The 20634-nt window shown below is 68.9% G+C and carries 17 protein-coding genes and 1 pseudogene; 7 read left to right on the top strand and 11 right to left on the bottom strand.

The features are described from left to right. Nucleotides 1-288: 288 nt before the first annotated feature. Nucleotides 289-2697 (bottom strand): CehA/McbA family metallohydrolase domain-containing protein, encoded by a 2409-nt coding sequence (locus tag M2437_RS16520; RefSeq protein ID WP_253388092.1) that lies wholly within the window; start codon nt 2695-2697, stop codon nt 289-291. Nucleotides 2698-2842: 145 nt separating this feature from the next. Here M2437_RS16520 and M2437_RS16515 point away from each other — a divergent pair, with 145 nt between their 5' ends. From M2437_RS16515 to M2437_RS16490, 6 genes and pseudogenes are all read left to right on the top strand, one after another. After that, nucleotides 2843-3883, top strand: a complete 1041-nt coding sequence (locus tag M2437_RS16515) for an ABC transporter substrate-binding protein (RefSeq protein ID WP_253388091.1) — start codon at nt 2843-2845, stop codon at nt 3881-3883. Between the two features lie 13 nt (nt 3884-3896). Then, nucleotides 3897-5105, top strand: a complete 1209-nt coding sequence (gene soxC / locus M2437_RS16510) for a sulfite dehydrogenase (RefSeq protein WP_253388090.1) — start codon at nt 3897-3899, stop codon at nt 5103-5105. Then, nucleotides 5095-5679, top strand: a complete 585-nt coding sequence (locus tag M2437_RS16505) for a c-type cytochrome (protein ID WP_253388089.1) — start codon at nt 5095-5097, stop codon at nt 5677-5679. Before soxC ends, M2437_RS16505 begins: the two co-directional genes overlap by 11 nt. Then, a pseudogene (locus M2437_RS16500) lies at nt 5676-6645 on the top strand (aliphatic sulfonate ABC transporter substrate-binding protein). The gene M2437_RS16505 and the pseudogene M2437_RS16500 overlap by 4 nt, the downstream one beginning before the upstream one ends. A gap of 5 nt (nt 6646-6650) precedes the next feature. Beyond that, nucleotides 6651-7697 carry an LLM class flavin-dependent oxidoreductase gene (locus M2437_RS16495; protein ID WP_253388087.1) on the top strand — a complete coding sequence of 349 codons (1047 nt, stop codon included), beginning with the start codon at nt 6651-6653 and terminating at the stop codon, nt 7695-7697. After that, on the top strand, nt 7694-9127 hold the full coding sequence (locus tag M2437_RS16490; RefSeq protein ID WP_253388086.1) for a nucleobase:cation symporter-2 family protein: 1434 nt from the start codon (nt 7694-7696) through the stop codon (nt 9125-9127). The genes M2437_RS16495 and M2437_RS16490 overlap by 4 nt, the downstream gene beginning before the upstream one ends. On the opposite strand, the gene M2437_RS16485 is transcribed toward M2437_RS16490, so the two are convergent. From M2437_RS16485 to M2437_RS16470, 4 genes are read right to left on the bottom strand one after another with little or no spacing between them, the layout of a single operon-like run. Continuing rightward, entirely contained in the window at nt 9019-9675 is a 657-nt protein-coding gene (locus M2437_RS16485) for a 2-hydroxychromene-2-carboxylate isomerase (protein WP_253388085.1), read from the bottom strand. The genes M2437_RS16490 and M2437_RS16485 overlap by 109 nt on opposite strands. Next, the gene (locus tag M2437_RS16480) at nt 9672-10553 is read right to left on the bottom strand and encodes an ABC transporter ATP-binding protein (RefSeq protein ID WP_253388084.1); all 882 of its coding nucleotides are present in this window, start codon (nt 10551-10553) and stop codon (nt 9672-9674) included. Before M2437_RS16480 ends, M2437_RS16485 begins: the two co-directional genes overlap by 4 nt. Continuing rightward, nucleotides 10550-11425: an ABC transporter permease gene (locus M2437_RS16475; RefSeq protein WP_253388083.1), complete on the bottom strand. Its 876-nt coding sequence runs from the start codon at nt 11423-11425 to the stop codon at nt 10550-10552. Before M2437_RS16475 ends, M2437_RS16480 begins: the two co-directional genes overlap by 4 nt. Then, nucleotides 11422-12864, bottom strand: coding sequence for an ABC transporter substrate-binding protein (locus M2437_RS16470; RefSeq protein ID WP_253388082.1), 1443 nt, complete (start codon nt 12862-12864; stop codon nt 11422-11424). Before M2437_RS16470 ends, M2437_RS16475 begins: the two co-directional genes overlap by 4 nt. 335 nt (nt 12865-13199) lie before the next feature. Here M2437_RS16470 and M2437_RS16465 point away from each other — a divergent pair, with 335 nt between their 5' ends. After that, entirely contained in the window at nt 13200-13964 is a 765-nt protein-coding gene (locus M2437_RS16465; protein WP_253388081.1) for a Crp/Fnr family transcriptional regulator, read from the top strand. 37 nt (nt 13965-14001) lie between these two features. Here the strand turns inward: M2437_RS16465 and M2437_RS16460 are convergent, their stop codons facing one another. The 6 genes from M2437_RS16460 to M2437_RS16435 form a co-directional block, all read right to left on the bottom strand. Further along, nucleotides 14002-14973 carry a HEAT repeat domain-containing protein gene (locus M2437_RS16460; protein ID WP_253388080.1) on the bottom strand — a complete coding sequence of 324 codons (972 nt, stop codon included), beginning with the start codon at nt 14971-14973 and terminating at the stop codon, nt 14002-14004. Nucleotides 14974-14978: 5 nt separating this feature from the next. Beyond that, complete coding sequence (locus M2437_RS16455) at nt 14979-15212, bottom strand: 4Fe-4S dicluster domain-containing protein (RefSeq protein ID WP_003607122.1); 234 nt, start codon at nt 15210-15212, stop codon at nt 14979-14981. A 14-nt stretch (nt 15213-15226) separates the two neighbouring features. Further along, nucleotides 15227-16975, bottom strand: coding sequence for a fumarate reductase/succinate dehydrogenase flavoprotein subunit (locus M2437_RS16450; protein ID WP_253388079.1), 1749 nt, complete (start codon nt 16973-16975; stop codon nt 15227-15229). Nucleotides 16976-16986: 11 nt separating this feature from the next. Continuing rightward, the gene (locus tag M2437_RS16445) at nt 16987-17310 is read right to left on the bottom strand and encodes a gamma-butyrobetaine hydroxylase family protein (protein ID WP_253388078.1); all 324 of its coding nucleotides are present in this window, start codon (nt 17308-17310) and stop codon (nt 16987-16989) included. 537 nt (nt 17311-17847) lie between these two features. Beyond that, nucleotides 17848-18021: a hypothetical protein gene (locus M2437_RS16440; protein WP_244426792.1), complete on the bottom strand. Its 174-nt coding sequence runs from the start codon at nt 18019-18021 to the stop codon at nt 17848-17850. Between the two features lie 410 nt (nt 18022-18431). After that, nucleotides 18432-20435 carry a putative bifunctional diguanylate cyclase/phosphodiesterase gene (locus M2437_RS16435; protein ID WP_253388077.1) on the bottom strand — a complete coding sequence of 668 codons (2004 nt, stop codon included), beginning with the start codon at nt 20433-20435 and terminating at the stop codon, nt 18432-18434. Nucleotides 20436-20634: the final 199 nt, after the last annotated feature.

The following is a 20634-nucleotide window of genomic DNA, read 5'->3' as shown; positions in this document are numbered from 1 at the left end:
GTCCAGTCATCCCTCACTGATCGCTGCCGGCCCGGTCTGCGGACCTGGCTCCCGGCGGCAATCCGTGCAGGGAATCGGCAATTCCCACCCCAATCTCAAGGAAATCTGTTCGATTTCCTTCGCGGCGAGCGACTTTGCAAAGACAAACTCTGCATCCGATGCCAAATGGACGGTCATTCTTGATATCCATCCTCGGCGAGAAGGGCGTTTTCCTTCACTTCGCGGTACATCGTCGTGTTCGGATTCCGGACGGTCGCGTCCGTCTCGCCGCCGAGCAGACGCCGACGATCATTTGGGTGAGATGGGCTTCGCCGCGCCCCCGTCCGCGAAGGTGATGAACTGTGCCGAGGACCAGACGCGGCTGCCGTCGCGCTGGCGGCCCGAGAAGTAGACCGGCCGGAAGCCGAACGCGGCGTTGCCCGGCTCCACATGGATATGCCCGGCGACATCCCGCGGCAGCGGCGCTTCCGTCAGGCGCTCCAGCGCCAGGAACAGCCCGGCTCCGCCAAGCTCGCGCTGCAGGGCGCCCGCCGCGATCAATTCGCGGCCGGTGCATTCGAAGCGGAAATCCGGGACATGGACGAAGGGGGCGGGCCGGCGCGGATCGCCGACCTTCACGAAGCCGCCGATCGTCCCCTCGACCAGGATGCGGCATTCCTCGAGACCGCCGATATCGATCTCGATGGCATCGCTATCGCCGTAAGTCTCGGAGCGGAAGGCGATCTCGGTCGGGCCTGAGCGCCACACCGTCTCCTCGGCATGCTCGAAGCCTTGGGGGACGATGCGGCGGATCGTGCCGTTGAGGATGCGGATGCGTCCCTCCCAGGCCGCCCAGCGATAGCGGTCGCGGATGCGCGCGCCGCCGAAGCGCAGGCGCACGAGGCGCTCGGAGAATCCGCATTCGGCGTGGAGGTCGCGCCGCCAGATCTCGCCGGTATGATCGTGGGCGGTCAGTTCTTCCCAGCCGGCCTCGCCGAGGAAGTGATAGTCGAGCCGCGCGGCGCCCTCGTGCGTAAAGGCGTCGCCCTGGCGGTGCGGGCCGCAGCGGACCAGCAGGGCGCTGCGCTCGCCCGTCGTCGCGAAGGTGTGGCGCGCCCGCAAGGCGCGGCCGACCGCGCGGCGATCGAGGCTGTCCGCCAGGATGCCGGTGAGCCCGCCGCGCACGCCGAACACCTGCACGCCCGGCGCGCCGCCGCCCGGCCGTCCGCGGTGCTCGTCACCGTTGGCACAGACGCCGAGCCGGTAGCCGCGGGCGATCACGTCCCGGTAGAGCCAGTCGAACTGTCCCCAGGCGGAGGCGATCTCCACGAGGCGTTCCAGCTCCGGATGGTGCCAGTCCGGGATGTAGCGGCGCCCACCGACATGCGGGATGATGAGGTGGTTCTCCGGATCGTGCGCGTAGGCCGCCCACAGATCTTCGACCGGCCAGCGCCCGACCTCGACGCCGGTGCCGCCCATGCTCTCGTTCCACAGGAAGGTGCGGTTGTGCTCGCCCCGCTCGTTGAAGGGGAAGCCGGGCGGATCGTCGCCGAGGAACAGCACCTGATGGTCGCCGCCCGCGGTCGAGCTGCCGCACCATTCCTGCACGGAATAGGCGACGAAGCGGCCGGGCACGTCGAAGCCGGCCGTCACAGCGACGCCCTCACGCCAGCCTTCGTCGGTGATCTGGAAGTCGTTGGCAGTGTAGCCGTAGACATCGACCCCCGCTACGTCGCGGGCATAGGCCGCGTTGTAGGCCGGACTGTTGGTGCCCACCGTATCGTGGGCGTGGACGTGGAGATCGCCGTAGAGCGCCCGGGGCACGGTTGCGTCGGCGAGCCCGGTGACGAAGGCCACCCCCTCCGCCACGTCCCGGGCGCCGGGGCGCGCGGCACCGATGCGCAGCTCGCCCGAGACGGGCGGCAGATCCTCGACCCGTAGCGTTGCCCAGCCCTGCTCCGGCAGGGCGTGACGGCGGCGATAGACCTCACGCCCCTCCGCGGTAGCGGCGATGTCGAGCGGGCCGCCGAGGTCGCGGGCGACGTTGCCCCAGCGGTCGAGCAGGGCCACGGTCAGGGGCGGCGCGAAGCCCTCCGCCACGAAGCGGGGGGCCCCGAGCTGAATCCGCTCCGGCGGCCCGGCAACGATCGCGATGACCGGGTCACCCGGCACCGCCACGTAGCGCGAGGTGCCGAGCGGATCGACGTAGCAGCGGAAGCGGAAGCCGTCCTCGACGAAGGTCTGGACGCGGGTGCCCGGCCCGCCGGCCCGCCGGTCGCCCAGCCGAATGACGATGCGGTCGCCCGCATTGAGATAGCCGTCGACCACATCGACGATCACGGCCTTCTGGAACGGGCGCTCGTGGCCCTTCTGGTCGAAGCGCACGCTGAGCGACTGCACGGTCGCGGGCGACTGCCCCGGCAGCAGCGGGCCGGCCTCGTATTCCGCGCTGACGTAGTTGGCGGCGGATGGATCCGCGGTCTGGAACAGCGCCCAGTCGGAGTAGAACTTGAACGTCGCCTTGAAGGTCGCCCCGTCGGCGATGCCGCAGGCGCCGACCTCGTAGGTCAGCACGATCTCGTGCCAGCTCCCCGCCACCAGCCGGTCGTGGCTGCAGGCGACGCTGCCGAGGAAGGGGCGCGCCTTGATCGCCGCGTAGAGCCCAGCCGGGGCCACATGCTCGCCCAGCCGCTGCCGACGCTCGCTCTCGTCCTGCATCGCCAAGATCCTCGTCCTCCATCACCGATTTGCTCAGGGCTTTAGCCTTGTCGCCCGAAGATTTCTTGCCTATTGGCATGACTTGTACATAATACAAAAGGATATGAATAGATCTTATCTCGATCTCGCAAATAAAAGAACGATCATGTCATCGCGCTTCATCCGGTGGGCAATTCTTCTCTTCGCGCTGTTCGGTGCCTCGGGCTCCGCCTTGGCGCAAGGCCAGGTTCAGAGCCTGCCGGTGCGGATCGGCGCCATCCCCGTGCTCGGTGCCGCGCCGCTCTTCGTCGCCGAGCGAGAGGGCTGGCTCGGGGCCGGCGGGCTCAAACCCACTGTGACGCTGTTCGATTCCGGGCCGAACGCGGTGCAGGCAGCGGCGAGCGGCACGGTCGATGTCTACGTCGCCGGGATCACGCCGGTGGCGATCGGGCGGACGCGCGGGGTCGATCTGCGGGTGGTGGCGGCGACCGCTATCGGCGAGAACGTGCTCGTGGCGGGCGCCAAGCTCGCCGGACCGCTCACCGACGGCACGGCCCCGGCCGCCGCCTTTCGGCGCTTCCGGGAGGAGACGGGCCGCCCGGCCAAGATCGCCACGCAGCCGCCCGGTTCGATCCCCTACACCAACCTGTCCTACTGGCTGCGCGAGGTCCACAAGGTCGATCCGGCCGACGTGCAGATCCTGACACTCGGCATCGACGCGGCGCAGCAGGCGATCCTCGCCGGCGCGGTCGAGGCCGCGACGGTGCGCGAACCGGGCCTCAGCATCATCCGCGAGCGCAACCCGCAGATCCGCCTCGTCGCTAGCGGCAGCGAGCTGTTTCCCGGCCAGCCCGGCACCGTTGTGGCGGTGCGCGGCGCCTTCCTCGAGCAGAATCCAGCGGCCGTGCGCACCCTCGTCTCGGCGATCGTGCGCGCCGTCGACCTGATCAAGCGCGAGCCCGAGCGAGCGCTTCCCGCGGTGGAGGCCGCGCTCGGCAAGGGCATCGTCACTGCCGCGACCCTGCGCAACGCGCTCGCCTCGCCGGCGACCCAGTATGTCGCCGATCCCCGCACCATCGTGGCGGCGACAGGCGCGATGCTGGCCTTCCAGACCAAGCTCGGCATCAGCGAGCAGACACCGCCGACGGAGGGATTGTTCGACCCCCGCTTCTTCGAGGCGGCCCAGGCCGAGGCGAGCGCGCGATAGGATGGGCGGGGTCATGGAAAACCGCCGCGCCTTCCTGCGCCTGGCCGGCTCGCTTGCCGGGGCGGGCGCGGCCACCGGAGCCCTGGCGGAGGCAGGCCCCCTCGAGGTGCCGCCCTGGACCCGCGAGCAGGGCGCCACCGCTCCGGGCTATGGCCGGCCCGGCCCGCGCGAGACGCTTGCGCGCTATCCCCGGCTGCCGCCGCCCTTTCCCGGGGCGGTGGCCACGGTGACGCCGCTCCAGGGCCTGCACGGCATCCTCACGCCCAACGGCCTACATTACGAGCGCCACCACGCCGGCATCCCGGCGATCGATCCGGACCGGCACCGCCTCGTGGTGCACGGCCTCGTCGCGCGCCCGCTGATCCTCACCATGGACGACATCCTCCGCTTCCCCGCGGTCTCGCGGCTGCATTTCCTCGAATGTTCGGGCAACACGCCCTGGCTCGGGGCGAAGCCCGACTGGACGGTGCAGGACAGCCACGGCCTGATCTCCTGCGCCGAGTGGACCGGCGTCGAACTCTCGACCCTGCTCGCCGAGGTCGGCGTGCAGCCGGGCGCCGCCTGGATCCTGGCGGAGGGGGCGGATGCCTGCGCCATGACCCGCTCGATCCCCCTCGACGCGCTCGACGGGGCGATCCTCGCCTACGCGCAGAACGGCGAGCGGCTGCGGCCGGAGCAGGGCTATCCCCTGCGGCTGTTCCTGCCGGGGCTGGAGGGCAACCTCAGCATCAAGTGGCTGCGCCGCCTGAAGGTCGGCGACCGGCCGTTCCAGACGCGGGAGGAAACCTCGAAATACACCGACCTGATGCCGGACGGCACGGCGCGGCAATTCACCTTCGTGATGGAGGCCAAGTCCGTCATCACCGCGCCGTCGGGCGGCCAGCAGCTTCGGGAGCCCGGCTTTCACGAGATCCGGGGCCTCGCCTGGACCGGGCGCGGGCGCATCGCCGGCGTCGAGGTCTCGACCGATGGCGGCGCCTCCTGGGCGGAGGCGCATCTGGAGGGGCCGGTGCTGCCGCGCTGCTTCACCCGCTTCCGCCTGCCGTGGCGTTGGGAGGGCGGACCGGCCAAACTGCTGAGCCGGGCGCGGGACGAGACCGGCTACGTGCAGCCGAGCCGCGAGGCCTTGGTCGCCGTGCGCGGCACCCGCTCCTTTTACCACAACAACGCGGTGTTCGGCTGGAGCCTCGGCGCGAACGGGGCGGTGACCCATGCGGCCTGAGGCGCTTCTCCCGCTCGTCCTGAGCCTCACCCTCGCCGGCCCGGCCGCGGCGGACCCCCTCGGCATCGGCCGCCCGGCGAGCCCTGAGACCATCGCCGCCTGGGACATCGATGTCCGGCCCGACGGCCAGGGCCTGCCGCCCGGCCACGGCAGCGTGCGCGACGGCGCGGCCCTGTTCGCCGCGCGTTGCGCCGGCTGCCACGGCGCCCGCGGCGAGGGGGCCGCCGCCGAGCCGCTGGCCGGCGGCCGGGGCAGCCTCGCGAGCGCAAAACCCCTGCGCACGGTCGGCAGCTTCTGGCCCTATGCCACGACCCTGTTCGACTACGTGCGCCGGGCGATGCCGTTCGACGCGCCGCAATCGCTCAGCCCGGACGAAACCTACGCGGTCAGCGCCTACGTGCTGCACCTCAACGGCCTGCTGCCGGAGGAGGCGAGTCTCGATGCGGCCTCCCTGCCCAAGGTCGCCATGCCGAACCGCGACGGCTTCACCGCCGATCCGCGCCCCGACATCGCGCCGCCGAATCCCTCCGCTCGCCCTTCCGCCCGGCCCGCCGCGCACACGGAGACCCGATGAGCCTGACCCGCCGCCCACTTCGCCCTTTCATCGAGCGCCGTACTCGCCGCTGGCCTCGTCCTCGGTCGCTCCGGCCCGGCCCGCGCCGGACGGACGGTGAAGCTGAGTTATCAGCGCTCCTCGACGCTCCTCACCGTGCTGAAGGCGCGGGGCACCCTGGAGGAGCGGCTCGGCGCGCAAGGGCTTGGCGTGAGCTGGCACCTGTTCACCAAGGTGCTCGAACCGATGAACACCGGCGCGGTCGATCTCCACGCCGATGTGGCCGACGCGGTGCCGATCTTCACCCAATCGGCAGGAGCCCCGCTAACCTTCTACGCCATGGAGGCCGGTTCGCCGCGGGCCGAGGCGATCATCGTGCCGGACGAGTCGCCGATCCGCACGGTCGCGGATCTGAAAGGCCGCACGGTCGGCGTCTCGAAGGGCTCGGGCTGCCACTTCATCCTCGCGGGGGCGCTGAAGCGGGCGGGCCTGCGGTTCGCCGACATCCGCCCGGCCTATCTGGAGGCGGCGGACGGGCTCGCCGCATTCGAGCGGGGCGGCATCGAGGCGTGGTCGATCTGGGATCCGTTCCTGGCCATCGTGCAGGCCAAGCGCCCGGTGCGGGTGCTGGCCGACGCCACCGGCCTATCGAGCTACAACCGCTACTACACGGTCAACGACCGCTTCGCCGCCGAGCACCCGGAGGTCGTCGCCACGGTCTTTTCCGTCCTGGTCGAGGCGGGACAATGGGTGAAGGCGAACCCGTCGGCGGCCGTCGCGCTACTGGCGCCGATCTGGGGAGACCTGCCGCCGGCGGTGGTCGCCACCGTCAACGAGCGGCGCTCCTACGCGGTCAGGGCGGTCGATCGGGCCGCGCTCTCCGAGCAGCAGGCGATCGCCGACACCTTCCACGAGGCCGGGCTGATCCCGCGCCGGCTCGACGCCACCGCCGTATCGCTCTGGCAGCCGCCGGCAGGACGCGGGTGAGCGCGATGAGCCACCCGCTCCGCTTCGGCGTCTGGGCGCCGGTCCACGGCTCCCGCGCCGCCCGCCACGATCCGGACGAGCCGCACGACGCCTCCTGGACGCGCAACCGCGCCCTCGTGCTCGAGGCCGAGCGCCTCGGCTACGATTCCGTCCTCGTCGCCCAGCACACGATGAACCCCTACGACGAGACCCGCGACCAGCTGGAGGCCTGGACCGCCTCGGCCGCGCTGGCAGCGCTCACCGAGCGCATCGAGATCATCGCGGCGATCAAGCCGGGGCTCTACCACCCGGTGTTGCTCGCCAAGATGGCGCTGCAGATCGAGCAGGTCAGCCGGGGGCGCTTCGCCCTCAACCTCGTCAACGCCTGGAACCGCGCCGAATTCGAGCGGGCCGGCCTGCCGTTCCCGGCCCATGACGAGCGCTACGCCTATGGCCGCGAGTGGATCGCCCTGGTGGACCGGCTGCTGCGGGGCGAGCGCGTCACCCATGAGGGCCGGCACTTCCGCGTCGAGGATTACCAGCTCAAGCCCGCCGGCACTTACCGGGCGCGGCCGGCGATCTATGTCGGCGGCGAGTCCGAGCCGGCCCGCGCGCTGGTGGCCGATCACGGCGACGTCTGGTTCATCAACGGCCAGCCGCTGGCCGCGGTTGCCGATCTCATCGCCGACGTCGCCCGGCGCCCGGCCGCGCAGGGCCGTCTGCGCTACGGGCTTTCGGCCTTCGTGATCGCCCGTGAGACGGAGGCCGAGGCGCAGGACGAATTCGCCCGGCTTCTGAGCTTGAGCCGCCGCGATGAGGCCATCCGCGCCGACACCCGGGCACGCACGGACGCGGCGAGCGTGATGTTCGCCAAGACCGATGCGGCGGCCGCGCACCATGTCGGCACCAACGGCGGCACGGCGGCCGGGCTCGTCGGCAGCTACGACGGGGTGGCCGAGCGCATCCGCGCCTTCCACGCGGCGGGGATCGAGCTGTTCATGCTGCAATTCCAGCCGTTCGAGGCGGAGATGGCCCGCTTCGCCGCGCAGGTGTTTTCGCGAGTGAAGGGATGAGGCCGGTCGATCCCCTTCCCGGCGGCCCGCCGCGCGACGGCATCGATGCAGTGCCGCCCGCGCCGCGCCTGTTCGTGCTCGGTTTGCAGCACGTGCTCGTCATGTACGCCAACGCCATCGCCGTGCCGCTGATCGTCGGCGGGGCGCTGCACCTGCCGAAGGACCAGATCGCGCTCCTCATCAACGCCGACCTGTTCGCCTGCGGCATCGCCACGCTGATCCAGACGGTGGGCATCGGCCCGTTCGGCATCCGGCTTCCCGTCATCATGGGCGTGACCGCGGTGGCGATCCAGCCGCTACTCGCCATCGCGGCGATGCCCGGCGTCGGGCTCACCGGCATCTACGGCGCGGTGATCGTCGGCGGCCTCTACGGGCTCCTCGTCACGCCCTTCATCGGCCGGGTGATGCGGTTCTTCCCGCCGGTCGTGACCGGCACGATCCTCCTGATGATCGGCATCGCGCTCACCCGCGTCGCCGTCGGCTGGGCGGGCGGGGGTGCGGGCAGCGCCGATTTCGGTGCGCCCGGCACGGTCGCGGTGGCGGCGGGCGTGCTCGCCGCGACGCTGCTCATCGCCCGATTCGGTCCGGGCTTCGTCGGCCGCGTCGCCGTGCTCCTCGGGATCGGGCTCGGATACGCCGTCACCCTGGCACTCGGCTGGACGAGCTTCGAGGGCCTGGGCGCCGAACCATGGCTGCGGGCGGTGCTGCCCCTGCAGTTCGGGCTGCCGACCTTCCACCTCGTGCCCTGCCTGATCCTGTGCCTCGTGATGACGATCGTCTTCATCGAGGCGACCGGGATGTTCCTGGCGCTCGGCGTCATGACCGGGCGCAAGATCGGGACGGAAGACATCCGCCGGGGCCTGCGCGCCGACGCACTCGGCACGCTGATCGGCGGCCTGCTCAACACGTTTCCCTACCTGTCCTATTCGCAGAATGTCGGCCTCGTCGGGCTCACCGGCGTGCACAGCCGCTGGGTCTGCGCGGCCGCCGGCGGGATCATGCTGGTGCTCGGCCTCGTGCCCAAGGTCGCCTATCTGGCGGCCTCAATCCCGCAGCCGGTGCTCGGCGGGGCGGCGCTGGTGATGTTCGGCATGGTGGCGGCGACCGGCATCCGCATCCTGGCTCAGGTCGATTACGCCCGCCCGGGCAGCCGCGACGCGCTGATCATCGCCGCCTCATTGGGGATCGGCCTGATTCCGATCGTGCAGCCGCTCTTCTTCCGGGCCGTGCCCGACGCGTTCGGGCCGATCGTCAAGGATCCGATCCTGCTCACCGCGATCGCGGCCATCCTGCTCAACGCCCTGCTCGGGCAGAGCGGGGCTCAGCCGGAAGCGGAGAGGTCCGGCAGCGGGATCGGCGCGTCCGAGCCTGAGATCGCCGCCTCCAGCAGGTCGAGCCGGTCCTGCCCCCAGAACGGCTCGTCGCGGTAGACATAGAACGGCGCCCCGAACACCTGCCGACCGATCGCCTCGCGGGTCAGAGCCGCCTCGGCCTCGCGGAACGCCGGCTCGTCGGCTCGGGCGAGCAGGCGTTTCCCGTCGAGCCCGGCCGCGTCGGCGAGCCGGACGATCGTGCCGGGATCGGCAATGTCGCGTTCGTCCGCCCAGACGGCGCTGAGGCCGGCATGGACGAAGTCGGCGACCGCGCTGCCCTCGTCGAGGGCGGCCAGCAGGACCCGGTGGGCGAGGGAAGGGTCGGCCGGGTAGAATTTCGGGTGCAGCACCAGCGGGATGCCGCGGATGCGGCGCCAGCGCTGCATCTCGACGAGGCGGTAGGCCTGCCGCTGCAGGGGCCTCTCCTTGACGGGCTTGCCGCCACCGGCGGCGAAGACCGCCATCAGATCGACCGGCTTGTAGACGATCCGCGCGCCGTTCCGTTCGGCGAGATCGCGGAAGGCGCGACTGCCGACATAGGACCACAGCGAGAGGAAGCTGAAATAGTACGTGATGGTCGGCGACGAGGGAGCGTTCGAGGTCATGCCGGCACTCCGATCGGGCTCAAGCGGGCGAGCGGCACATGGCCGGGATCGCTGTGAAGGAGCGCGAGGCAGCGCTGCTTGATCGCCGTGAAGCGCGGATCGGTGATCAGGCCGCGCTCCCACGGGCGCCCGAAATCGAGGGGAATGTCGTCGAGGATGCGTCCCGGCCGCGGCGTCATCACGACGAGCCGATCCGCCAGGAACAGGGCCTCGTCGATGTCGTGCGTGACGAACAGAATCGTGGTGCGGTGGCGCGTCCAGATATCGAGCAGCAGTTCCTGCATCGTCAGCCGCGTCTGCGCGTCGAGCGCCCCGAACGGCTCGTCCATCAGCAGGACCCGAGGCCGGTTGATCAGCGCGCGGGCGATCTCCACCCGCTGCTGCATGCCCCCCGACAATTCGGCCGGATAGCGCTCGGCAAAGTCGGACAGCCCGACCTGCGCCAGCAGCGCCCGGGCCCGTTCCCGGCGCTCGCTGCGGCCGACGCCCTTCATCTTCAGGCCGAAGGCGACGTTGTCGATCACGCTGAGCCAGGGGAACAGGGTGTGCTGCTGGAAGACGATGCCGCGGTCGGGATGCGGCCCGGCGATCGCCTGCCCGTCGAGGCTGACGCTGCCGCGCGACAGGGCGAGGTGCCCGGCGACCGCGCCGAGCAGGGTCGATTTCCCGCAGCCCGAGGGCCCGAGGATGCAGACGAACTGGCGGCCTAAGATGTCGAGGCTGATGTTCTCGACCACGTCGAACGCCGCATCGCCCCGACCGAGCCGGATCGCCCCATCCCGGATGGCGACGTGGCCGTCGGCAAAGGGATCGGTGTCGGCAAGAGGATCGGTGCCGGTGAGAGGGCCGGCCTGGACCGGTGCCACGCCCGCGCTCATTGCTGGCCTCCCGCGCCGACCCAGGGTGTCGCCCGGTCGCCGAGCCAGCGCACGACGAGGCTCGATCCCATCCCGAGGAGCCCGATCAGCAGCATGCCGACGACGATGTCGTCGTAGTTCTGCAGCGTATAGGATTCCCAGGTGAAGTAGCCGATCCCGTACTGGCCGGAGATCATCTCGGCGGTCACGAGGCAGAACCACGCCGTGCCCATGCCGATCGCCGCCGCCGTCACGATGCTGGGCGCGGCGCCCGGCAGGATCACCTCGCGCAGGATCGCGGCATCGCCCGCGCCGAGGCTGCGGGCGGCGGCGACAAGCCGGGGATGCACCGATTCCACCCCGTGCACGGTGTTGAGCAGGATCGGGAACAGCGCGCCCGTGAAGGTGATGAAGGCCATCGAGACCTCGGAGGACGGGAACATCAGGATCGCCAGCGGGATCCAGGCCACCGCCGGGATCGGGCGCAGCACTTCGAGCGGCGGCAGCAGCAGGTCGCGGGCGAGCCGTGACCGGCCGATGGCGAGGCCGAGGGCGACGCCCACGCCCAAAGCGGCGAGGAAGCCCGACAGCACCCGCGCGAGACTGGCGCCCAGATGGGTCGGCAGCGCGGGGGCGTGGACCAGCGCCCAGGCCGCCTGCGCGGCGGCCGCCGGGGTCGGCACGTTGCGGAAGGTGACGAGGCCGAGATCGAGCCGGCTGCTCGCCGCGAGATGCCACGCCAGCAGGCTCAGGGCCAGGGCGAGGCCGCGCAGCGCCAAGCGCCTGAGCGTGGATGGTCGCGCAAACCGGACCGGCCGCCCGCGCGGCGCGCGGACCGGGGCGGCCGTCTCGATTCCTGAGGCGCTCACCGACGGGCTCATCGCGGGGCTCATCGGGCCGAGAGCCGCGCGTGGCCGCTCCGCGCGGCGGCGAAGTCGAGCACGTCGCCCCCTTTCGCCGCGGCGTGGGCCTGCGCGTCGCCTTTGAGCAGGAAGGCGCTCAGATGCCCTTGCGCGTCGCGTACGTACCAGGCCTGGGTGGCGAACAGCTTGATCCCGTTGCCCCGATCCTGGGCGTAGACGGCGCGGGCCTCGCGCCCCTGGCCTTCCAGCTCGGCGAGCGCCGCGAACGCCGCTTCCGGCGAGGCGTAGGGGCGAACCTTGGCCTCGCCGCGGATCCAGAGCTGCGCCACGCGGGACGGATCAGTGATCGGCTTGCCCGTTGCGCTGTCCTGCGCGGCGAGCGGCAGCGGCGCCTCGTCCTTGAGCCGCGCCTCGTAGTCGAGACCGGCCTGCGCCGCCGCGGCGCGGATGAAACGGTCATCGACGAAGCGGTCGAGGTCGATGTCGGAATCGGCCTTCTTCAGCAGCTTGAGCGTCTCGAAGGAGGTCTTCACCGCCTGCCGGTAGGCCGGCTTCCAGGTCACGTCGCGGGTCTGGAGGCCGAGCGGTCCGTGGAACAGGTAGGCGACCTCCGCTTCGATCCCCGTCACCCGCTCGATGAGTTCGGAATACTTTTCCGGCTCGGCGGCGATCAGCCGGTCCGCCTCGATCGCCGCGCGCAGGTAGGCGGTGACGATCTCCGGGTACTTCTCGGCATAGTCGGCATCGGCGAGCGCGCCGTGGAAGGTCGGGGCGTCGGCCTGGGCGCCGTCGTAGATCTTGCGGGCGAAGCCGCGCCAGGGGAACAGCTCGGCGAAGGGCACGAAGTCGGCATGCGCCTCGATCTTGTTGGCGAGAAGTGCGGCGCCCGCCACCTCCGGAGCCTGGGTGATGATGGTGACGTCGCGGCCCGGCTCCCATCCCTGCGCCTTCACCGCCCGCAAGAGCAGCCCGTGCGCGGTCGAGGCGAACGGCACCGAGATCGTCTTGCCCTTGAGTTCGGCGAACGACTGCACCGGGGATTCCTTTGGCACGACGACGCCGTTGCCGCTGCCGTGCAGGCTGCCCGAGAGCACCGAGATGAACAGCGAGCGGCGCCCGGCCTTGGCGAAGGCGTAGCCGTTGAGCGAGCCGGGGAAGTCGGCCATCGCCCCGAGATCGAGCTTGCCCGCCACCATCTCGTTGGTGAGCGGCGCGCCGCTGGTGAAGTTGCGCCACTGGATGTCGTAGGTCGCGTCCTTGTAGCGCCCGTCGCGGGGCAGGAACTTTTCCAGGAGCTTCAACTCGCGGATCAGCAGGCCGCCGGTGGCGCAATTGATCGTGGTGTCCTGCGTGCCGACGGCAACTCGGATCGTCTCGGCCCGGGCCGCTCCGGAGCCCGCCGCGCCGAGTACCGTGGCCGTCAGGAGGAGCGCTGCGAGGCGGCGGGTGAGCGGGATGTGCTGTGTCACCGTGAGGCTCCGTGAGGCGAGGCAGGTCCGTCGAGGCGAGTGCGTCGGCCGCTCGCGAGGGCGGCGACCTCGTGGATGTGCCGTTCGGACGGCCGTTGCGGCGAGCAATTAATTTCGTTGGAAAGTTGAGATTCTGGATCATGCGCGACTGTTCTTGGGCCGCAGAAAATCTCTTCTCGCGAAATGTTTGGCAGGAGAAGAATGTGTTCTGTCGACAGCCCGATTTGGAATTGCTCTCAAGCAGGCCGCGCCGATAATCGAGAGCGGGAGATGGGTCATGCTCAGGGCCTCGCACCCGAACGTTTTCCCGAGGCTCCCATGTTCCCGAGGTTCCCATGTCGTCGGCACCGCTCGCCCTGTCCGAACCCCGCCGTCCGGCGCCCCTGATCGCCAGTGCGCTGTTCCTCAGCGAGACGGTCGAGGGGCTCGACGACGGGGCGGGCTTCCTCGACGGGCTCACCCCCGCCGAGAGCGCCCGGGTGCGCGCCGCCGGCCGCACGGTGAGCCTCGCGCCCGGCGAGAGCGTCTTCACCCAAGGGGCGCCGCACGAGGGCATCTTCCTGATCGAGGAGGGGCGGGTCCGGGTGTTCTATTCGGGGCCGTCGGGCCGGCAGGTGACGCTGGCCTACTGGACGCCGGGCCACTTCATCGGCGGCCCGAGCATCTATGGCGGCGGCTGCCATCAATGGTCGGGCGTGGCGATCGAGCCGGTGCGCGTCACCGTGCTGTCGAGCGCGACCCTGCGCGGGCTGATCCGCCAGATGCCGGGCTTCGCGCTCTGCCTCATCGCCGCGCTGGAGGCCAAGGGGCGCTGCTACACCGCTATGGCGCAGATGCTCGGCACACGCTCGGTGATCGAGCGGCTGGCCCAGCTTCTCCTCAATCTCGGTGAGCTCTACGGGACCCCTGAGAACGGCACGGTGATCATCCGCCGCCGCATCACCCACGACGAACTCGCGGCCCTCGTCGGCTCGACCCGGCAATGGGTGACGATGATGCTCAAGCGGTTCCAGCGCGAGGGCATCGTGTCCGTCGATGCGACGCATATCCGCCTGGTACGGCCCGGGCGGCTGCAGGAGATCGTCCTGACCGAGGGGTGAGCCCGGCTCCGGCCCTGCGACCGGAGCGAGGCACTCCCTACGCCGCCAGCCGCGCCAGCGCCCAGCGCGCGGTCTTGCGCACGTCCGGATCGGGATCGTTCGCGATGCCCTCCAGCCCCGCTTGCGCGGCCGGGTCGGCGATCTCGCCGAGCGCGGCGGCCGCCTCCTTGCGCAGGGACGCCATCTCCTCGGACAACGCCGCCAGCACCGTCGGCACGGCGCGGCGGAGCTTGAGCCGCCCGAGGCTGCGCAGGGCCTTCTGGCGAACCTGCCACGTGGCGTCGCCGAGCGCCGCGATCAGCACCTCGCCGCTTGCTTCGGCACCTTCGGCCGTCCCGGCCCGTCCGAGGGCCTCGGCGGCGGTCTCGCGCACGCTCCACTCCGCGTCGTGCAGCGCCGCCGCGATCGCCTCGACGGCGCTGGTGTGGCGGGCGAAGGCGAGGCCGCCGACCGCGGCGCGGCGCACCTCGGCATCCGCGTCGCGGGTCGCGGCGATGAGCGAGGGCAGCGCCTCCTCCCGCTTCAGGTAGGCGATGACGCCGACGCCCTGCGCCCGCACCGCCGGCTCCGGATCGCCGAGCGCCGCAACCGCGGGCCCGAGCGCGGCGGGCAGCCTCAGCCCCCGCAGCGCCCGCAGGGCCGCCGCCCGCACGAAGGCATCGCCGTGCCCGGCAAGCGGCAGCAGCGGATCGCCGGCGCGGGCATCCTTCAACTCCGTCAGGCTCTCGGCCGCCGCCGTCGCGACCGAACGGTCGGGATCGGTGAGCGCGCCCGCCAGCGCGGCTGCCGTCTCGGGACCGTCGAAGCCGCCGAGCGAGAGGGCCGCCTGCCGCCGCACGTCCGGATCGGGATCGGCGGCGGCCCGGGCGAGCGGGGGCACGGCGTCCGGGTCAGCGGTCTCGGCGAGCGCGAGGACCGCGACGCGGCGCACCGCCGGATCAGGATCGTGGAGGCCGCGGGCGATCTCGGCGACGTCGCCGAAATCCTCGAACGGATCGGTGATGGGCATCGGGCTCACCGCAGCAGGTAGGGAATCTGGACGGTGACGGCGCCGGTCGGGCAGTCGGTCTCGCAGGGCATGCAGTACCAGCACTCGTCGTACTTCATGTGGGCCTTGCCGGTGAGGTCGCTGATCCGCAGCACGTCGAGGGGGCAGACATCGACGCAGACCGTGCAGCCCTTGTCGGCGATGCATTTTTCCGGGTCCACGGTGACCGGGACCGCGCTGGGCTGGTGGGCGAGGGGCATGGATGTCTCCGGGCTCAAGCCTGCTTGCGGACACGCTGGCGGTCGTAGGCGCCGCGCTCGTCCGCCTCGATCGGCACGATGTACGGCGTGATCGGCCGCTTCTCGCTGACCATGCGGCCCTCCACCTTCCGCAGAATCGTGTGGCAGAACCACTCCGCGTCGTTCTTCTCGGGGTAGTCGGTGCGGTTGTGGTAGAGGCCCCAGCGGCTCTCGGTGCGGTAGAGCGAGGCGTGGGCGGCCATCTCGGCGCAGTCGAGGATCGAGGACGCCTCCAGCGCCCGCATCAGTTCGTGGCTGTCGCGGGCGACCATCCGCGTCTCCAGATCCTCGCGGATCTCGGCAAAGCGCCGCTGCCCGATCTCCATCTTCGCCGTGACCTTGGGCGGCTGCAGGTAATCGTTGACGAAGCGGCGGGTCTTGTACTCGATCTGGTTCGGGGGAATGCCGTCCTCGCGCTGCGTCGGCGCCAGCACCCGCTCGCGCTCGCGCGCCACCGCTTCGGCATCGATCTCAGGCAGGTCGATCGCGCCCGCATGGTCGATGGCGTGCTCGCCCGCCACCGCCCCGTTGGTGAAGGCGCCGAGCATGTAGTTGTGGGGGACGTTGGCCATGTCGCCGGCCGAGTACAGGCCCGGCACGGTGGTGCGGGCGAATTCGTCGACGAACACGCCCGATGCGCTGTGGCCGGAGCAGAAGCCCACCTCCGAGATGTGCATCTCGACCATGCGGTGGCGGTAATCGGTGCCGCGGTTCTCATGGAAGCGTCCGCGCGAGGGCCGCTCGACCTTGTGCAGGATCGTCTCGATTTCCGAGACCGTGTCGGCGTGGAGATGGTCGAGCTTGAGGAAGACCGGGCCTTTGCCGCTCGAGAGTTCGTTGTAGAATTCCTGCATCATCTGGCCCGACCAGTAGTCGCATTCGATGAAGCGGTTGCCCTCGCTGTTGGCGGTGTAGGCGCCGAACGGCCCGGCGACGTAGGCGCAGGCGGGGCCGTTATAGTCCTTGATCAGCGGGTTGATCTGAAAGCATTCAAGGTTCGCGAGCCCGGCACCCGCGTGGTAGGCCATCGAGTAGCCGTCGCCGGAATTGGCGGCGTTCTCGTAGGTGCCCCACAGATAACCCGAATGCGGCAGGCCGAGCCGCCCGGCCGCCCCGAGGCAGAGGATCACCGCCTTGGCGCGGATCACCAGGAACTCGGCGGTGCGGGTGTTGACCGCCACCGCCCCGGCCACCGCGCCGTCGGGCGCGTTGAGAAGCCGGGTCGCCATGAAGCGGTTCGAGATCAGCACCTGCGCCTTGCGCAATTGCCGGTAGAGCGCCTTCTTGACGGTGTCGCCGTTGGGCATCGGCAGCACGTAGGTGCCGAGATGGTGCACCTTCTTGACGTCGTAATCGCCGTTGCCGTCGCGCTGGAAGCGGATGCCGAAGCGGTCGAGTTCCTGGATGATCTCGAAGCAGTTTTCGGCATACTTGTAGACCGGCGCCTGATCGCAGATGCCGTCGTTCGCGATGGTGATTTCCTTGGTGTACTGCTCCGGCGTGGCGTAGCCGGGGATGACGGCGTTGTTGAGCCCGTCCATGCCCATGCTGATCGCGCCCGAGCGCTTGACGTTGGCTTTCTCCAGCAAGATCACCCGGGCCGCCGGGTTGCGCAGCTTGGCCTTCAGCGCCGCCATCGGCCCGGCGGTGCCGCCGCCGATCACCAGCACGTCGCAGGCGACCTCCGAGGTCGCGTCCTGAATCGCGTCTTGCGCTGCGCTCATCGCCGTCTCCCTCACGCTGCCGCGCGTTCGGCCGCGCACGGGCTCGTGTCGTCGCCGAGCGCGCGCAGGTAGGACCAGGGGAAGATCCCGCGGTCGTGCCCGTCGGAGAAGACGAGGTTCACGGCGTAGGCGCCGACCGGCACGATGTCGGTGATCGCGATGTCGGGCGGCAGCGCGGGGGGGAGCCCGTCGATCCCGGCACGCACGGTCTCGGCGCTGCGGCTGTGGGCACGAAGCGTCGCGGCCGTCAGGCGGGAGGCCATGCCATCCTCCCAGATCACGTCGAGGCGCCGGCGCTCTTCCGTCAGCCTGATCTCGCGCGGGGTCGCCGCCATCTTCGTCCTCCTCGACGCTGCCCAGGCACCGAACAGGCGGGCCCGACCTCCGCGGTTAGACCGTCACAGCGAGGACGATTGAAGAAACTAATTGCCTCCCGTTCGCGGCGGCCGGGTTCAGGATCGGGGCGCGGTTGCGCGCCACATGGGACGGCGCTTGCCCCTGAGGGCAGCTTCGCTGTTTCCACGCACTGCGCTTCGGCCGGCGGAGGATCAGGTGAAAGCCGGCATCAATCGCACCGAGGATTTCTGCCACGGCATGTGAGCGGCGCGCGTGCGAAGGCCTAATCCGAGCGCTGTGACGATGAGAGCGGCGGTCACGGAAGCGATGTGAAGCGACATGGTCGCACCCATTGAGCTGGGCGCGGTCTTTGACCATCAGGGGCCGTGTCAATAACGAACCAGGAGATGGGGATACCGCTCAACAACTGAGGTGCCAATCAGCGCGGCTCGCAGTGTGCCCCTTCCCGCGATCGCACATGACGCGACCGCCGCCCCACGTATCGGCATAGGCCGTAGCAGGTCTTTTAGCCCAATTCAGAACTCTGGATCGTAGTCGTCCGCGATCGGCGGCTGATCCTTCTTGACCACCCACGTATCGGCTAAGGCAGTCGGTGCCGCTCTTGTCTTCGGTGGGCTGATGAGCATCGTTGCCCAGAACGCCCCAGTGGCGAGGGAAAGCGCAAGTAGGAACACGTAGATAGCACGCATGATCATCACTCCCTGATCAGGCAGCTCTATGGTGTCGCAGATTGCACAATACACTCGTGCGGCGGCACACGCGACGCAAAGTTCCGTGAGCTTCTTGCAGGCCGCCCCATCCGAATCTGGACGGGTGACAATCCTCTTCGCATCAATACCTAGGATTGCCTGGGCACCTTGAGGTCAGCCGGTCGCCGGATCGGCATCCAGCTTTGCGCCCTTGCTATCGCCTACGAGCCGGGCGGCACCTCGAAAGCGGATGCCGCACCAGCTAGGATCTTACTGTTGGACGGACCCAGGCCTGAGGCCGCTGAGAATTTCCGGGGCTCCATTTTTCGTGATGAGCGCAGATCCACGAATGCCTTGGCTGAAGTGCGACGCAATCGCAAGTCAAGCACACCAGATAGATGGCAATACACTTAACTACCGTGCTGCAGCTCTAAATTCTTATTTGAAGACAAATACTCAGAAAGCATCAGTTTAAGCTCGCTGCGGGGCATTGGTCTGCCGAGGTGGTAGCCTTGAAAGAGATCCGCGCCGAAGGAGGATACAAGGTCGATCTGCCACGCCTCTTCAACGCCTTCGACGATCGGCCTCTGAGCGCAATTGTTGACCAAATCGATGATGTTTTTAAGCAGCTTTGCCCCACGCGGGGTATCACAGCTCTGCACAAAGAAACGGTCGATCTTCACCATATCAAAACGCAGTTCACTTAGGCAGGTAAGGCCCGCAAAACCCGTCCCGAAATCATCCAGCCAAACGCGGATTCCGATCGTGTTGAGCCGATCCATCAATTGAGCGACTTCTGGATTGCCACTGATCTCCCCACTCTCGGTGATCTCCAGAGCAAGGCGTGACGGAGCGATGCCGGCGGCTCGGACGATGGCTTCGACGGAACTGATGAAGTTCGGTTCGGAAATTTGTCGTGCGGAGATGTTCACGCTGACGATGGGTAGTTCGGGCTCGCTCGCGAGAAGGTCGCAAGCCTGACGCAGGATCCATGCGCCCATCTCAAGAATGGCGCCCGTGCGCTCGGCGACAGGGATGAACGTTTCCGGGGAGATCGCACGGCCTTGCGTGTCCTTGAGCCGCATCAGCGTTTCCGCGGCCCAGATGCGTCCGCTTGAGACATCGACGATGGGCTGAAAGACCGCGGATATGCGCCCGTCCGTGACAGCCGCTCGGAGCATCTCCGCATTCAGATCATCGCTCTCGGTGCTATGGCGCATCCTCGCATTGAAGATTCGCGCGCGGTTGCGGCCTTCTTCCTTCGCGACATAGAGAGCGTCGTCAGCTGCGGAAATCGCACGCTCCGGCTTATCCTCCGCGACATCCGCAGAGAATGCCGCTCCGATGCTCACCGTGACATGGGAGAGCGGATCACGCCGTGCTGCATGGGGGATCTGCAACGCCTCGACGGCCTGACGAACCTCCTCAGCGAATTCGAGAACCTGTTCGGCTGAATCCGCCTGAAACAGCGCCGCGAATTCCTCGCCTCCGAAGCGCCCGATGGCATACCGCCTCTTATCGGCAGCGCCGCGCATCGCCTCACCCAAAGCGGCGAGGCAGCTATCGCCCCGTTGATGCCCGTAGCGGTCGTTGTAGAGCTTGAAGAAATCGACATCGATCAGGATCACGCCGAACGCCTGCCCCGAGTTGATATTGGCGAGCCAGAGTTCCTGCAGGACGCTGTCGATCGCACGGCGGTTGGCCAAGCCCGTCAGGACGTCGGTCGTGGACAGCCGGAACAGCTCCTCGCCGCGTTGGACGACCTCACGCTGCTGCAACTCGGCCCGGCACGCGTTCAAATGCACGCGGTACCGCTCTCGATTGTACTTGAGATTGAGGAACGCCGTGAGCAGAAAGCTCAGTATATATAAGGAACTAAAGCAGATAATGTAGGATAAATTTCCGTTCGAACGGAGGGCCCAGAACAGGAATGTCGCGGTGATCAGACCTGACGAGAGCAGGGCGAACCTAAAACTGAGGTTGAAAAACAGATTTGCGACCAGCATGAAGATCAAGCCGTATCCGGCATAGTAGAGGATCGCTGTTTCATCGGAGCTCTGGGTCGCAAGATAGAGCCAGGCTGCGAAGCCGACATAGATGCCGAGTGAGCACTGAAGTTCGAGGGTCTGCGTATCGGCGCCGCGACGGACCTGCAGCATGATCGAAGTGACGTAGCCCACGCCGAGCACGAGACGCAGCGCGATGAGGTAGGGGAGCATGTCGCGGATGAGGAGCGCATCCATCACGCCGAACGCGACGTAGAGCAGGCCCACCAACTGACACGCGCGACCCATCTCTTCGCGCATCGCCTGTGCGTATTGCGCCCTGAAAGCGGCATTCAGAATCGGCGAACGGCGTTGAAACCAACGCTTGCCGAGCTCCTGATCGAGTAAATCGAGCGTATCGCTGTTCATCGTGGACCGAGCCTCATCCAGCATCGATACCAACGCGGTGTCCCAAAACCCTTAATGCGGGCTCCATCGCTGTGGATCGCACTGCCTGGGTATCAAATCCTTGATGCGTCATCATTCGGGATCTTTGGCTGTGCCGCGCCCTGATCGGCCGGTGCGGCGCGCACGGCACAGGCCCCGGCAGCGCTGAGCAGGCCGCACA

This window comes from Methylorubrum pseudosasae (assembly GCF_029504475.1).
Taxonomy (GTDB): domain Bacteria; phylum Pseudomonadota; class Alphaproteobacteria; order Rhizobiales; family Beijerinckiaceae; genus Methylobacterium; species Methylobacterium extorquens.
The sequence above is the reverse complement of the archived record's forward strand: the minus strand, read 5'-3'. Positions and strand labels throughout refer to the sequence as shown.